Source organism: Conexibacter sp. JCM 18997, assembly GCF_055391915.1.
In genome coordinates this window covers 704,382-718,380 of the sequence record NZ_AP043885.1, presented here as the reverse complement: position 1 = coordinate 718,380, position 13,999 = coordinate 704,382, and the positions used below count along the sequence as shown (strand labels likewise).

Below are 13,999 nucleotides of genomic sequence, written 5' to 3'. Positions count from 1 at the left end.
GGGCGTCACCGGAAACTCGCCCCCCTCAGCGGGGGCAGTCGCGATCGCCGCTGATGCCCGTCGGGCTCTCGGGCATCTGCGTCTCGCACAGCGTCGACCACATCCACGGGATCAGGCCCTCTTCGTCCGTGGGGTCCCAGTTGGAGCCGCTCATGTCGGCGCGCGTGAGGTTGGCCAAGAACAGCGAGGTGTGGTCCTCGGCGGTGACGTCGCGGAAGTCCGCGCCGGCCAGATCGGCCAGCGCGAAGTCCTCGTGCACGATGTCGGCCCCGGTGAACAGCGCCCGGCGCAGCGGCGCCGTGGCGAACGTCGTCGTCGTGGCCACGCGCGTGCCCGAGATCGTGGTGCCCGAGAAGTCGGCGTCGTTGAGGTTGCGCGCGCGCATGATGCTGTTGTCCAGCGTGCCGTTGGGCATCGACAGCTGCGGCGCCCACGCCGTGACCGCGGTGACGTCGGTCAGATCCGCCGTGTCGGCGTCCAGCCCGCCCAGCGCCGCGCCGTCGAGCAGGACGGCGTCGAGGCTGCCGCGCTGGAAGGCCGATCCCGTCAGGTCGGCGAAGCGCATCGACCGCGTGTGCAGGTCGGCGGTGGTCAGCGTGGCGCCGGCCAGGTCGCAGGAGTCCAGCGGCCGCACCGAATCGGCGTCCAGCGCCACGCGGGAGCAGTCGAACCGGCCCACGCGCCCGCGCCCGGGCCCCTTCTGCAGCGTCGCCACGGTCACGTAGCTGATCGTCGTGTGGCCACCGCCGGTGGCGAACGCCTGATGCTGCGTGGCGGTCAGCACGACCCGGTTGCCCGGCCGCATCGCGGCGAGCTTGTCCGGGTCGGAGATCGTGATGTCCGTCGCGCTGGGACCGATCACCGTCGGCGTGCTCACGTCGGCGACCGGCAGCTTGCGCAGCACGGTGGGCACGCCGGTCGTCCCGTCGATGGCCACCAGCCGCAGGTCGCCCAGGCGCATCTGGCGCGTGCCCGCGGACTGCGCGTCCCAGGTGATCTTCGCCTTCACCGTGCGCGCGCCCGGCCCATCGCCCAGCGACGCGTCGGTCACCGCGACGTACGGCGTGGCGCGCTCGGGGTTGTCGATCGGCTTGGTCGGCGCCTCGACCGCGCTGCGGCAGTCGCGCTGCGGATCGGCCGTCGACCCGGACGGGAGCGTCGTGTTGCACAGGTAGCTCCACTGCAGCGTCCCGTCGGTGATGCCGGTGGTCTGGCGCAGCTTGGCGTTGGTGAAGTCGGCGAAGTCCAGGTTGGCCTGGGGCAGCTGCGTGCGGCTCAGGTTGGCGTCGCGGAAGGTCGCGGCCTGGCCGTCCAGCGCGATCCACACGGCGTCGGTGGCCTTGACCCCGTTGAGACGCGCGTGGTCGATCGAGACGCCGTTGAAGTGCGTGTTGCTCAGATCGGCACCGGTCAGCTTGGTGCCGAAGAAGTTGGCCGCCGTGTCCTTGGAGTCCTGGTCGCTCTGCGCGCCCGCGGCGTTGAGCTCGGTCGCCTCCGCCCCGGCCAGCGACAGGTTGTCGAGGTTGGCGCGGCGCATGTCGGCGCCGTTGGCCCGGCCGCCGGCGAGGCTCGCGCCGGACAGGAACGCGTCCTGCAGCGTCGCGCCGGTCAGATCGGCGCGCTCCATGCGCGCGCTGCCGCCGGTCAGGTCGTGCTGGGAGACCTTCGCGTGGTCGAGGTAGGCGCCGGTCAGGTCGCAGTACTGGAGCTTGGCGCCCGGCTGGATCGGGGTGGCCGAGCAGTCGTCGGTGCCGATGTGGGGCTGCGGCGACCCGTAGGCCTGCACCTGGCCGACCTTCACGTAGGTCGGCTGCGTGAGCAGGCCGGTGTACGGCGGGTGCTGGCTGGCGGTCAGCACGACGCGGTTCCCGGTGCCCATCGCGGCCAGCCCGTCGGCGTCGACGGTCAGCTCGACGTCGCGCGTGCGGCTGCCGCTGGTCAGGTCCTGGCGCTTGGTGGCCAGCACCGTGGGCAGATGGCCCTGCTCGGTCACCGCGACGAGGCGCAGGTCGCCCTGGGTGATGCGCGCCGCGTCCGTTCCCGAGTCGATCCAGGCCACGGTGGCGGTGACCGTGGCCCCCGTCTTGGTGGGCTCCACCTTGATGCCCTCGACGCGTATACGCTCCCCGGCGGCGTGAGCCGGCGCGGCCACGATCGCGGTCGCCGCGAGCATCAGGCCCGCGATGACCATTCGGCGCGCCATCCTGGCCTGGCCTATGCAGCTTGCGTCCACTTCCACTATGTTACCGATCATCGTACGGAAACGCGCACATCGCACGGTGGCGATCGCCGCAGCACTCGTTGTCGCTGCGCTGGCCTCCTTCGCCACGCCCGCCATGGCCGACGAGGTCCCCAGCGGCTTCAGCTGGACCAACTACGGCCCCGAGCTGATGGCCACGTCCTGCTTCCGGGCCAACTCGTGCGTGGCCGTCGGTCAGGGCGGCGCCGTCCTGCGCTCGCCGGCGACCGACGAGATCCCGCTGGCCTGGACCTTCGTCGACATCTCCAACCCCAAGCAGCCCGACGCGCCCGTCGACTTCGTCGACGTGAGCTGCTCGGAGCTCAGCTGCATCGCGATCGCCAGCCCGGCCAACCCGAGCGACATCACCGGCTCGGCGATCTACCGCAGCCTCGACGGCGGCGAGACGTGGGCGCCGGCCGGCCCGCTGCCCCCGCAGGCGCCGCACACGACCGCGTTCGCCAGCGCGATCGGCTGTGATCCGGGTGAGGCCACGCTCGACACCCACGTCTGTTACGTGGCCGGCGTGCAGGGCGACGTCTGGCGCTCGACCGACGACGGTCAGACCTGGTCGGCCGTGCCGCTGCCCAAGACCGCACCCGCGACCAGCTCGTTCACCGAGGTGGCCTGCGCCAGCGAGGCGGCCTGCGTGGCCGCGGGCGGCGACACCGTGCCCAGCAGCGTCCTGCTCCAGGGCACCACCGTGACCCCGCTGAAGACGCCGGCCCGCATCCAGCGGCGCTTCGCGGCGCTGGCCTGCGACAGCGCCACGCGCTGCGTCGGCACCGGTGGCGTCGGCTACTACGCGCTGCTGAACATCGCCACGAAGACGTGGGGCACCGCGGTGCCGTTCCGCACGAACCCCGAGCTCAAGAAGCTCACGATCAAGTCGCTGTCCTGCCCGATCGAGGGCAGCTGCGTGGGCCTGACCGGCGACGGTCTGGCGCTGCGCAGCGACGCGCTGACCGACCCGACGCCGAACTGGGTGCGCCGCCCGGTCCCGCTGATCATCGGCCACCTCGGATGCTTCCAGACCACCTGCGTGGGCGTCGGCAAGATGGCCGCCTGGTATGCGACGTTCGACCTCGGCGGGCGCTTCCTGCGCGTCAACGAGGTGGCGAAGTTCGACGTCGCGCAGTGCTCCGCCGCGCTCAGCCCGACGTGCGTGGCCGGCGGCACGGAGAACGTGGGCCTGTCGCGCACCGGCGGCGAGCTGTGGACGCTGCCGATCGCCGACCGCGGCGCCTTCAACACGAAGTCCGTCAAGTGCACGGAGCTGTCGACCTGCCTGATCTTCGGGCAGTTCGAGGGCCTCTACACGACCGACTTCGACGCCTTCCGCCCACGCTTCGGCCCGGTCCAGTCGGCGACCGGCTCGGAGACCCAGCAGTGCGTCACCGACAACCTGTGCGTCGCCGTCAACGAGTCCGTCGTCTACACGACGTTCGACGGCGGCCTGACGCAATGGGGCTCCAACGCCTTCCCGAAGGTGCGCCCGAGCGCGATGGCCTGCATCCCCGAGCGCACGAACCCGGTGACCTGCATCGTGCCCATCAAGGACCTGATCCTGCTCGGCACGATGACCCAGGACGCCGCCGGCCGCCCCCACTGGGACTGGCGCTACACCAACGCCGACGCCGACAACATCATCAACGCCGTGGCCTGCAGTCCCGAGGGCTCGCAGTGCACCGCGGCCGGCGTCAACGGCATGGTCCTGACCACCACCGGCGACGGCAACGGGCTGATGGACTGGCGCGAGTTCACCGTCGTCGGCAAGCCCAAGCCGGGCGAGCCGGCCACCAAGCCGCTCTACACCTCCGCCAGCTGTCCGGCGGCCGGCTTCTGCCTGGTCGGCGGCGCCCAGGGCACGCAGTCGATCGTCGCCTCCACGACGAACAACTGGGCCGACTTCTCCTACGACCGCATCGGCGACCTGCGCGCCTCACCGGTGCTGTCGGGCTTCGGCTGCGAGAGCATCAACCGCTGCATCGCCGTCGGCAGCACCGTGCTGGTCGGCGTGCGCAACCCGCCGGCTAACGGGCCGAGCCGCTGACCGGGGCGGGCCGTCGGGCCCGCACCGTGACGCCCAGCGTGACGACGGCCAGCCCGGCGACCAGCAGCGGCGCGACCGCGTCGCCGGCGTGATCGGCCAGCGCGCCGCCGGCCGCTGAGCCCACGACCTGACCGGAGGCCCAGGCCAGGTTGACGAAGGCGAACCCGATGGCCAGGTGCAGGCCGACGGCCTCCGTGGCGTCGGCCAGCAGCGCGATCGCCGGCCCCCAGAACAGCGCCAGCGCCGCGGTCACCGCGACCATCGCGATGGCCAGCGGCGCGATCTGGTCGGGCAGCGTGAACAGCACGAGCGCGATCGCGCAGGCCAGCAGGCCGGCGCGGATCGGCACGAAGCGGCCGCGACGATCCGACAGGCGACCGACCCAGGGCGACATCGTCGCCTCGGCCGCGGCGCCGACCAGGAAGGCGGCGCCCACCACCACGCCGCTGGCACCGAGATCGTCGAGCCGCAGCGCGCCGACCACCGCGATCACGCCGAATGCGGTCGCGGGCAGCGCCACCAGCCACATGCCCAGGAGCACGGCCGGCTGGATGACGGCCCGGGCGATGTCGCCCAGCGGCTGGGGCGCGGACGCGGCGGGGGGCGGCGGCGTGCGCAGCGCCCACGCGGCCAGCGCCAGCGCGATCACCACGACCGAGCTGAACACGACCTCGGGCCCGGTGATCTCGGCGACCGAACCGACCACGGGCCCGAGCAGGCTGCCGCCGACCGCGGCGCCGAGCACGGTGCCGATCAGCTCACCGCGGCGCTCGGGCGGCGTGGCCCCGACCAGCCAGGTCAGCGAGCCGGCCCAGGTGAAGGCGCCGGCGAAGCCCTGCACCAGCCGCGCGGCGTCGAGCAGGACGATGTTCTGCGCGAACCCGAACACCAGGCTGGACACGGCCAGGAAGGTCAGCGCGACCAGCACGGTGCGCCGGGCGCCGAACCGCGCGGCCACCAGGCCCGCCGGGATCGACCCCAGCAGCGTTCCCGCCGGATAGGCCGCCGCGAGCAGCCCGGCCGATGCGTCCGACAGGCCCAGCGTGTCGACGTAGTGCGGCAGCAGCGGCGCGACGACCGAGTAGAACAGCGTGTCGACGAGCACGATCGCGCTGGTGAGCAGGACAAGGCGGCGCATGCGACCGCCCATCCTCTCAGGCGCGCGGCCGTCCTCGACCGGACGGCCTGTCGCCTTACAGCGTCTCGCGAACCTCCAGGGCGCCCTTGATGTGGCGACGGTCGCCGGCGGCGCGGGGCAGCAGGCGCAGCTCGCGCGCGAAGGACTGCGCCGCGGCCAGGTAGACCGCTTGGCGCAGCGTGACGCGCAGGGCGGCGGCGACGCGCGGTGTGGCCGGCTCGCTGCTCGGCGCCGGCACCGCGCGCACGCCGATCACCTCGACGTCCTCCAGCGCCAGCGTGGTCCGGCCGGCGGCGGCATCGCTGCGCTCGCGCGTGACCAGCACGTCGACCCGGCTGCCCGGCAGGATCGCGCCGGCGGTGCCGGTGGCGACCACGTCGACCACGCGCTGGCCCGGCCGCACGGGCGCGCCCGGCGCGACGTCCTCGCCGTGGTCGATCGCCGCGGGCGTCAGGTCCGCGCCCTGGGCCAGCGGAGCGGCGAGCTTCAGCCCGATCAGATCGCTGGGCCGGGCGACCGCACCGGCGGGAGCGAAGCGGGCCGGCACCCGGCGGACGGCCAGGTCGGCGGCCTGCAGCGGCCGGTCGGCGTCCAACGCGCGGCCCGCGACGACGACGTCCACCAACGGCCCCACCCGCCGCTCCAGCGCGCGCTCGCGCCCGGAGATGTCCGACGCGGCCAGCGCGGCCAGCAGCAGGGCCAGGCCGGCCAGGAGGATCGCTCGGCGGCGCCGGTTCATCGGCGGGCCCCGCCGGCCAGCACGCCATCCAGCGGCGCCGCGATCACCTGGAGCAGGTCGCGCCGCGCCGACGGCCGTCCGGCGCCGCGGGCCGGGACGTCGATCACCATCCGGCAGCCGCCGCCCGGCTCGCGGGCGATGTGCCCGCCGTGGTCGCGGGCGATGCGCGCGGCGATGGCCAGGCCCCGACCGCGCGCCCCGCGTCCTGCGCGCCGCCCGCGCACGAGCCGGCCCAGCGGCTGCGCCGGGCCGGCGCCGTCGTCGGCCACCTCGAAGCGCACGCGCCCGGCCCACGAGCGCGCGCTGAGCACGACCGGGCCGGAGCCGTGCTCCAGCGCGTTGCCGACCAGCGCTCCGAGCGCCTGGGCCAGGCGACGCCCGTCGCCCTCGACGGTGGCGGCGACCGCCGACTCGACGCGCAGCTCGCGCTGCGTCGGCCAGGCCAGCGGCGCCCAGCTCGCGCGCACGCGCTCCAGCAGGTCGGCGGCGACGACCTCGCCGCGCAGCGAGCCCGGTCGCCGTCCGGTCCGCGCCGCCTCCAGGTCGTCGAGCGCCAGCGCGGTCCGGTCCAGCTCGTGGTCGACCGGCGCCAGCCGCGTCCAGCCGCCTTGGCGCCCGGCGGCGTGCAGGCCCAGCCGAGCCGCGCACAGCGGTGCCCGCAGCTCGTGCGTGGCCCGCGCGATCCGCTCCAGGCGCCACAGCAGCCGCGCGCAGCAGGCCACGGCCACGACGAGCGCCAGCGTGGTGATGGCCAACGCGAGCATCACGCCGCCTCCGCCATCTGCAGGTCGAGCAGCCGGTAGCCGACGCCCCACACGTTGACGATCCAGTCCTCCCCGGGCCGCCCGCGCTCGCCGAGCTTGTTGCGCAGCCGGCAGGCGTGCGAGTCCAGCGTGCGCGTCGTCCCGAGCCGCTCGTGGCCCCAGATCGTGCGCAGCAGCTCGCCCTTGGTGAACACCCGGTAGGGATCGGCGGCCAGCATCTTCAGCAGCGCGAACTCCTTCTGCGACAGGCCGACGCGATCGCCGTGCAGATGCGCGGCCCGCGCGGTGGTGTCGACCACCAGCCCGCCCACCCGCCAGCGCCCCTGAGCGCGCCGCCCCTGCGTGCGCCGCAGCAGCGCCTGCACCCGCGCGCGCAGCTCCGGGTAGGAGAACGGCTTTATCAGGTAGTCATCGGCCCCCTTCTCGAAGCCGCGCAGCAGGTCCAGCTCGGCGGCGCGGCCGCTGAGCACCATCATCGGCGTGGCCGCCTCGATGCGCCCGGCGGCCAGGTCGGCGGTCCGCACGCGGCTGATCAGCTCCAGGCCGGATCCGTCGGGCAGGTTCACGTCGACCAGCACGAGGTCGGGGAACTTCTGCTCGATCAGGCGCAGGCCGTCGCGGGCGCAGTCGGCGACCAGCAGGTCGAACCCGTCGGCCGTGAGGTTGTCGGCGAGGAACGTCCGTGTCGCTTCGTCGTCCTCGACGACCAGGAGGGTGAAGGCGTCGCTCATGCCCGCCCTAGGTGGGCGCGCGTGAGAACTCGCCCCCCCCTGCGTCAGACGGCCAACGCGAGCCCGCGCAGCCGCGCGTGCAGCCAGTCGATCGCCAGCTCGTGCTCGGGCTTCATCAGCACGCTGCGCAGCACCCGCGCGCCGTCGGCGTCGCGCGCCACGTCGGCGCCGAACATGTCCGCCGACAGGCGCAGCGTCGACAGGTACACCGGGTCCTCGGGATCGGCCATCCCGGCGGCCAGCATCGCCTCGCCGGCCGCGTCGATCTGCGACAGCGACGCCCGGCGCGGGTGGTAGCAGACGATGTCCAGCTCGGGCTCGACCACCAGCGCGAGCGCGTCGTCGTCGCGCAACCGATCGGCCAGGTCCAGCGCGGCCCGCCGGCAGGCGGCGAGCATCGCGCCCAGCCCGCCGTCGGCGACCAGCGGGAAGACCTGCAGCGTCAGCCACAGACCCGCGGCCGCGGCGCCCGCGCGCGAGCACTCCAGCGAGATCTCACCGAGGTGCAGCTCGTCGGAGGAGAAGTACGTGTAGGGCGAGTCGTGCTTGTACAGGCGCCCGACCGCGGGGTCGGCGAACAGCACCGCGCCGCACCCGTAGGGCTGCAGCCCGTGCTTGTGCGGGTCGACGACCACGCTGTCGCAGGCGGCGATCGCCGCGAAGGGCGCCCCGCCGAGCAGCGCGTAGAAGCCGCCGTAGGCCGCGTCGACGTGCAGCCGGACGCCGTAGCGCTCGCGCAGCGCCAGCGCCTGGTCCACCCGATCGACCGCGCCCAGGCCGGTCGTGCCCGTCGTCAGCACCACGGTTCCCACGCCGCCCCGGCGACATTCGGCCTCGACCGCGTCCAGATCGATGCGCCCGAGCGCGTCCGCGGGGACCGCGCGCGACTCGACGCCCAACACGCCACACATCCGACCGTGCGTGTAATGCGCCGCCGCGCTGTGCACCACGGCCTGGCCCGGAGCGAGCTCGCGGGCCACCCACAGCGCTTCGAGGTTGGCGATCGTGCCCGACGACGTCAGGTGGCCCAGCGACGGCGAGGCGAAGCCGAACATCCCCGCCAGCTGCTCGACGACCTCGACCTCCAAGCCGCTCGTGCCCGGCCCGCCGTCGAGCGCGTGGTTGTTCGGATTGACCAGCATTGCAGCGAGATATCCCGCCGCCGCCACCGGATGCGGGGGCTTGAGCATCTGGCCGGCGAAGCGCGGATGGAAGAACGGATAGTGGTCGGCCATCCGCCCTTCGAAGGACTCCCAGGCCGCGGCCAGGGCCACTGCGTCGGGCGTGGAGGCCGGGTGCGGGGCGACCGCGCCGAAACGTTCCTCCCACGCCTCGATCATCGCCTCGGCCTGTGCCAGCATGCGCATTCGGCAGGACCGTAGCGGGCGCCGAGTGCAAGTTCGCGCCCATCCCTGGTCCTGAGGAAGGATTTAGAAAGAATGCCGCGACGGTTCATGGACACACAGCGACGCGGCAACTACGACTCCGGCGAAGACTTCGTTCTCGAATACGGAGAGCTCCGATTCACCTTCAACGAGCGCGACTTCCAAGAGCGCTGCGAGCAGGCGGCGATGAAGCTCGGCTTCGTCGGCGGCCGGCTGGGTGATCCCGAGCTCGAGGACCTGGTCAACCTCGCCGTCAACGGCGAGATCCCCGACCCCACCTCCGCCCTGGGCGAACACGTCAACGACTGCTGGCCCGAGCTCGTCGGCCCGGCCGATCGCAGCCTCGTGCACTGGCTGCGGCGCCTGGTGTTCCGCAGCGCCTGGCTGGACCAGCGCGTGAAGGAGGGCGAGCTCGATGTCTGCTTCGACATCGACTCGCACACCTTCGCCTACATCCAGCCCGAGCGCGACGGCGAGCCGATCGAGCTCGCCCCCGAGCCCTCCTGGGGCCGGGTCGCCTACGTGCCCCGCTAGCTGAGCTGCTCACGGACCTGCTGAACAGGGCAGGGCCGCGTATTTGATGGATGTGTCCGGCCCCGACCGGAGGCTGAGAGGTGCGACCCACCACAGCCCAAGAAGGGACCGGACACATGACAGACCGTAGATGTCGCTATGCGATGGCGGCGAGGATCGAGATGGTCCGCCGCCGCCAGGCGGGCGAGTCGTTGCGGCAGATCGCCGCGGCGGTCGGGTGTTCGCCAACCACGGTCAAGACGATGTGTGACCGGTTCGGCCAAGCCAGCGAGGCCGAGAGGGCAGATTTCTCGTGCTTGGCGCCGAGGCGGCCGGTTCCGCTGTCGTGTCCTTGGGCGCTGACGGCGGCCCAGGAGCGCGAGATCCTCGACGCGCGCCAACGCACGAACTGGGGGCCGATGCGCCTGGCGTTCTTGACCGGCCGTCACCGCTCGACGAACTGGAAGGTGCTCAGGCGCCACGGCGTCAGCCGCCGACGCCGCAGCGAGCGGGCGACCGTTGGCAAGCGCTATGAGTGGACCCAAGCCGGCGCCTTGTTGCACATCGACGCGTTCTCGGCAGCGAAGTTCGATGAGCCCGGGCATTGGGCGACCGGTGATCGCTCCCAGGCCCAGCGCTCGCGCGGGGCGGGCAAGACGGTGGTCATCGGAGTGATCGACGACCACACCCGCCTGGCCTACTGCGAGCTGCACGCAGCCGAGAACAAACACACCGTCTCAGCCACGCTCAAGCGCGCCGCGGCCTGGATGGCAGAACAAGGCTGCGGCCCCGTCCAGGCGGTGATGAGTGACAACGCCAAGTGCTACTCCGAGAGCCACCAGTTCGCCCAAACACTGCACCAGCTCGGTGCCCGCCACATCCTCACGCCGCCCTACACCCCCCGCTGGAACGGCAAGATCGAGCGCTTCTGGCAAACCCTGGACACCGAATGGGCCCACAGCCGCGTTTGGCCCAACAGCACCCAACGCGACCGCGCCCTGTCATCGTTCATCCGCTTCTACAACCGCCAACGCCCACACTCAGCCGCCGGCGGCCGACCACCCATCACCCGCGTTCAGCAAGTCCGCGAGCAGGACAGCTAGCCGAGCGCCGCGGCGCGCGCCTGCGCGATCGCGTCCGCCCCGGCCGCGCCGACCAGCAGCTCCGGCCGCAGCGTGCCCGAGGCGACCAGGTCCAGCGCCGGGAAGCGGCCGGTCGAGGTCAGCGTCACGTCCAGCGCGATGACCGTGGTCTCGCCGCCGACGGGCTCATCGGCGGTGGCCACGATGGTCAGCGAGCCGCCGTCGACGATGTCGCGCGCCGCGGCGAGCGTGCGCCGGGCGACGCCCGGAGCCAGCGCCGACAGCGAGTCGATCAGCACGACCGCGTGGCCGCCGCGGGCGGCGATGCGCTTGGCCGTGTCGATGGCGCGCTCGATCGCGCCCGCCTGGGCGTCGGCCGAAGCGGCCAGCGTGAGCGCGGCCACCGGGGCGGGCTCAGACGCCTTCCACTCGGTGATCTCCTCGGGGCGAGCGCCGGCCAGCACGACCGACAGCTCGACGCCCTCGACCTTGGCCAGCGCACCGGCCAGGCGGCGCAGCGCCTCGGTCTTGCCGGCGCGCGCGGCGCCGGTGATCGTCACGCGCGAGCCGCGACCCAGCGGGGTCAGCCACTCGATCGCCTTCAGCGTCGCGTCGTCGGAGCCCAGCGAGAAGCGCTGCGTCGGGAACTGCGCGGCGAGCTCGTCGAACGGAGTCCCCTCCGACACCTCGTCGGCCGGGCGGCCGTTGATCGTGTCGATGCGGATCAGCGACGGGTAGCGCTCCGAGCGGCGCGGGGCGCGCACCGGGCCGGCGACGATGTCGCCGGAGACGAGCTCGCAGCGGCGCACCTGGGCGGCCGACACGTAGACGTCGTCGTCGCTGGGATCGGGCGGGCTGACGCGCAGGAAGCCGGAGCCGTTGCCGAGCAGCTCGACGGTGCCCTCGGCGACCTTGTCGGTGCGCTCCTCCTCACCGTCGCGGTCGCGGTCGGCGCCGCGATCGCCGCCGCCGCCGCGGCCACCCTCGGAGCGGCCACCTTCGCCGCGCCCACCTTCGTCGCGCGAACGCGAGCGACGCGAACGCGAGCGACGCGACGGGCGCTCCTCGGCGTCCTCGTCGGTCGTGCCCTCCTCGGCGACCGGCGTGGCCGCCTCGGCGGCCTCCTCCTCGGTCTCCACGTCGGCGTCCTTCTTGCGCCGCGACCGGCGGGCGCGCGCCGGCTTGGGCGTCTCCTCGGCGGCGTCCGTCCCGGCGTCCGCGGCGGCCGGGGCGGGCTCGCCGCCCTGGCGCTCCACGATCGCGTTGATGATGTCCGCCTTGCGCAGGCGGCGGAAGCCGTCGATGCCCAGCTCTCGGGCGATGACGTGCAGGTCGGCGAGCGGGCTCTCCTCGAGGGCAGAGCGGTCGAGCACGGCCATGATGATGTGACTCCTTGGGTTGGTCGGTAGGCGTCCGGCCGCGTTGGGGCAGCGGCCGGCGACGTCTCTCAACCTAGCGGATCCGGATGACCCGTCGTTCCGTGGTGACGTTGCCCGCCTCGTCGGACGCGCGCACCGTGACCGTGTAGCGGCCCTTGCGGTAGACGTGCTGGGCGCTGCGTCCGACCTCGCTGCGACCGTCGCCGAAGTAGATCGTCGGCGTCTCGCTGCCCGACAGCGTGTCGATCGCCCGGACGCGGATGTCGACGGGGCGCCCGGCGCGCTGGCTCCCGCTGAAGGAGATCGTCACGTGCGGCGGATCGGGGTCCAGGCGCACGAGGCGGGTCGGCGTCGCGGACGTCTGGTCGCGCAGGTCGCGAGCCACGATCCGGTACAGGTGGACGCCCGGATCGAGGTTGAGCGACGCGGTCGGGTAGGAGGTGTTCGTCGTCTCGGCCACCGGCTCACCGTCGACCTCGAGCGTGTAGACGAGCTTGCCCCACGTCTCCGTCGGCGCGTACCAGGACAGGCGCGCGGGCGGCGTCGAGTACCAGCGCGAGTTGGACGCGGGCGAGAAGCCGCCGGGCTCCTGGTCGTTCATCGTCGCCACCAGGCGGCGGTCGGCGCCGCTGCCCTGCATGGCCACGATCGCGCCGTTGAAGTAGCGGTCGCCGGCCACGAACACGCCGGCGTTCCAGTCCACCGGGCCGAAGTCGCCCTTGGTCAGCGTGATCTCGCCGCCGAACGCGATGCCGGTGATCTGACGGCCGTGGATCAGCCCGTCGTTGCCCGGCCACAGCGCGATGCCCTGCTTGTCCTCGGAGTAGAAGACGGGTGCGCGGCCGGGCAGCGGCACCGGCACGGAGTCCAGGCGCGAGGGGAACTGGTTCCACTCGCCCTTGGCGTTGACGCCGCGGCCGAACAGCACGCCCGACAGGTGCGGCGTCACAGCGAACCCGGTGCCACCACCCGCGGCGGCGACGCTCGGCGGCCCGACGTCCTCCCCCGGCCAGTCCTGCCCGTCGACCGGGACCGGCGGCTCGAACAGCGAGCCGCGCATGCGCCGCGCGATGCCGCGCGTGCGGGTCACGCCGCCGTCGACGAAGGCCTGGCGGAAGACGACCTGCGCGAAGCTGGAGTCCGACTCGATCACGGCCATCGGCGCGTCGGCGTCGCCGCCCGGGCGGCCGTCGAGCACGCCGACGCTCAGGTCCGCGGGCGCGGGCGAGAGCTTGGAGCCGTCGATGCGCCGGGCGATCACGTGCGAGCGGCCGCTGGCGTCGACCTCACCCCAGGTGGCCAGCGCCAGGCCCTCGGCCGAGACGCTGATCGACGGGCGCAGGTTCTGCTGGGCGCCGGCGACGTCGGCGGGATCGAGGTCCAGCGGCCCGTCGACGGCCGAGAACGAGGTGGCCCCGCGAGGCATGCGCGCGGCGTACACGTCCTGTCCGTCGGACCAGGCGATGTAGGCGTTGTCGTTGTAGCCCATGTCGATGTCGGGCAGCCGCGCGGGGCTGGCGATCGCCTGCGGGCCGGTCCAGGCCGCCGTGGCGTTGGGCTTGACGTTGACGACGAGCGTGTCGTTGACGATCCAGGCGACGACCAGCTCGCCGTTGGTGCCGGCCGCGATGTGCGGATCGGAGGCCTCGGCCTCGAAGGCCGCGTCGACGCGCTCGGGCGGCTGCCAGGCGCCACCGGCCAGCCGGGAGACGAACACGTGCGGGACACCCACGTCGGCGCGCAGGTAGGCGACGCCACCGTTGCCGTCGGCCGCCGCGATGTCGACGCCACCGACCGACAGGAGGTCCGCGCTGGGACCGTCGATCACCTCACCGGGGAAGAAGCCGGCGTGCGCGGTGGCCGCAGGCAGGGCAAGCGCCGCGAGCAGCGCGATGAGGAAGCGTCGTGACAAGAGACAGGGTGGAAAGACGGTGCCAGGCCTGCCAACCCCTGGGCCGGCCCGAAGTAGCGGACCA

Annotated in this window: 11 protein-coding genes; 3 read left to right on the top strand and 8 right to left on the bottom strand. The window is 73.2% G+C overall.

The features are described 5' to 3' along the window. Nucleotides 1-25: 25 nt before the first annotated feature. On the bottom strand, nucleotides 26-2,203 hold the full coding sequence (locus tag ACZ5UI_RS03700; protein ID WP_464194337.1) for a pentapeptide repeat-containing protein: 2,178 nt from the start codon (nucleotides 2,201-2,203) through the stop codon (nucleotides 26-28). A gap of 76 nt (nucleotides 2,204-2,279) precedes the next feature. Between ACZ5UI_RS03700 and ACZ5UI_RS03695 the strand changes: the two genes are divergently transcribed. Further along, entirely contained in the window at nucleotides 2,280-4,292 is a 2,013-nt protein-coding gene (locus tag ACZ5UI_RS03695) for a WD40/YVTN/BNR-like repeat-containing protein (protein WP_464194335.1), read from the top strand. Here the strand turns inward: ACZ5UI_RS03695 and ACZ5UI_RS03690 are convergent. Genes ACZ5UI_RS03690 through ACZ5UI_RS03670 form a run of 5 tightly spaced genes read right to left on the bottom strand, consistent with a single transcriptional unit; the run spans nucleotide 4,273 to nucleotide 9,031 of the window. Next, nucleotides 4,273-5,430, bottom strand: a complete 1,158-nt coding sequence (locus ACZ5UI_RS03690; RefSeq protein ID WP_464194333.1) for an MFS transporter — start codon at nucleotides 5,428-5,430, stop codon at nucleotides 4,273-4,275. The genes ACZ5UI_RS03695 and ACZ5UI_RS03690 overlap by 20 nt on opposite strands. Before the next feature lie 55 nt (nucleotides 5,431-5,485). Next, nucleotides 5,486-6,169 (bottom strand): Flp pilus assembly protein CpaB, encoded by a 684-nt coding sequence (gene cpaB / locus ACZ5UI_RS03685; RefSeq protein WP_464194331.1) that lies wholly within the window; start codon nucleotides 6,167-6,169, stop codon nucleotides 5,486-5,488. After that, nucleotides 6,166-6,933, bottom strand: coding sequence for a sensor histidine kinase (locus ACZ5UI_RS03680; protein ID WP_464194329.1), 768 nt, complete (start codon nucleotides 6,931-6,933; stop codon nucleotides 6,166-6,168). Before ACZ5UI_RS03680 ends, cpaB begins: the two co-directional genes overlap by 4 nt. Then, the gene (locus tag ACZ5UI_RS03675) at nucleotides 6,933-7,664 is read right to left on the bottom strand and encodes a response regulator transcription factor (protein ID WP_464194327.1); all 732 of its coding nucleotides are present in this window, start codon (nucleotides 7,662-7,664) and stop codon (nucleotides 6,933-6,935) included. Before ACZ5UI_RS03675 ends, ACZ5UI_RS03680 begins: the two co-directional genes overlap by 1 nt. Before the next feature lie 44 nt (nucleotides 7,665-7,708). Next, complete coding sequence (locus ACZ5UI_RS03670) at nucleotides 7,709-9,031, bottom strand: pyridoxal phosphate-dependent decarboxylase family protein (RefSeq protein ID WP_464194325.1); 1,323 nt, start codon at nucleotides 9,029-9,031, stop codon at nucleotides 7,709-7,711. An 87-nt stretch (nucleotides 9,032-9,118) separates the two neighbouring features. Between ACZ5UI_RS03670 and ACZ5UI_RS03665 the strand changes: the two genes are divergently transcribed. Together ACZ5UI_RS03665 and ACZ5UI_RS03660 are read left to right on the top strand one after the other, a co-directional pair. Next, nucleotides 9,119-9,583, top strand: a complete 465-nt coding sequence (locus ACZ5UI_RS03665; protein ID WP_464194323.1) for a hypothetical protein — start codon at nucleotides 9,119-9,121, stop codon at nucleotides 9,581-9,583. Between the two features lie 143 nt (nucleotides 9,584-9,726). Further along, nucleotides 9,727-10,665: an IS481 family transposase gene (locus ACZ5UI_RS03660; RefSeq protein ID WP_464188931.1), complete on the top strand. Its 939-nt coding sequence runs from the start codon at nucleotides 9,727-9,729 to the stop codon at nucleotides 10,663-10,665. On the opposite strand, the gene ACZ5UI_RS03655 is transcribed toward ACZ5UI_RS03660, so the two are convergent. Together ACZ5UI_RS03655 and ACZ5UI_RS03650 are read right to left on the bottom strand one after the other, a co-directional pair. After that, nucleotides 10,662-12,023, bottom strand: coding sequence for a Rho termination factor N-terminal domain-containing protein (locus ACZ5UI_RS03655; protein ID WP_464194321.1), 1,362 nt, complete (start codon nucleotides 12,021-12,023; stop codon nucleotides 10,662-10,664). The genes ACZ5UI_RS03660 and ACZ5UI_RS03655 overlap by 4 nt on opposite strands. Before the next feature lie 73 nt (nucleotides 12,024-12,096). Continuing rightward, nucleotides 12,097-13,935: a PKD domain-containing protein gene (locus tag ACZ5UI_RS03650; RefSeq protein ID WP_464194319.1), complete on the bottom strand. Its 1,839-nt coding sequence runs from the start codon at nucleotides 13,933-13,935 to the stop codon at nucleotides 12,097-12,099. Nucleotides 13,936-13,999 lie beyond the last annotated feature (64 nt).

Coding starts and splice junctions, on each gene's coding strand:
- ACZ5UI_RS03700 (WP_464194337.1), bottom strand. CDS start 2,203: ATGGCGCGCCGAATGGTCATCGCGGGCCTGATGCTCGCGGCGACCGCG.
- ACZ5UI_RS03690 (WP_464194333.1), bottom strand. CDS start 5,430: ATGCGCCGCCTTGTCCTGCTCACCAGCGCGATCGTGCTCGTCGACACG.
- cpaB (WP_464194331.1), bottom strand. CDS start 6,169: ATGAACCGGCGCCGCCGAGCGATCCTCCTGGCCGGCCTGGCCCTGCTG.
- ACZ5UI_RS03680 (WP_464194329.1), bottom strand. CDS start 6,933: ATGCTCGCGTTGGCCATCACCACGCTGGCGCTCGTCGTGGCCGTGGCC.
- ACZ5UI_RS03675 (WP_464194327.1), bottom strand. CDS start 7,664: ATGAGCGACGCCTTCACCCTCCTGGTCGTCGAGGACGACGAAGCGACA.
- ACZ5UI_RS03670 (WP_464194325.1), bottom strand. CDS start 9,031: ATGCGCATGCTGGCACAGGCCGAGGCGATGATCGAGGCGTGGGAGGAA.
- ACZ5UI_RS03665 (WP_464194323.1), top strand. CDS start 9,119: ATGGACACACAGCGACGCGGCAACTACGACTCCGGCGAAGACTTCGTT.
- ACZ5UI_RS03660 (WP_464188931.1), top strand. CDS start 9,727: ATGGCGGCGAGGATCGAGATGGTCCGCCGCCGCCAGGCGGGCGAGTCG.
- ACZ5UI_RS03655 (WP_464194321.1), bottom strand. CDS start 12,023: ATGGCCGTGCTCGACCGCTCTGCCCTCGAGGAGAGCCCGCTCGCCGAC.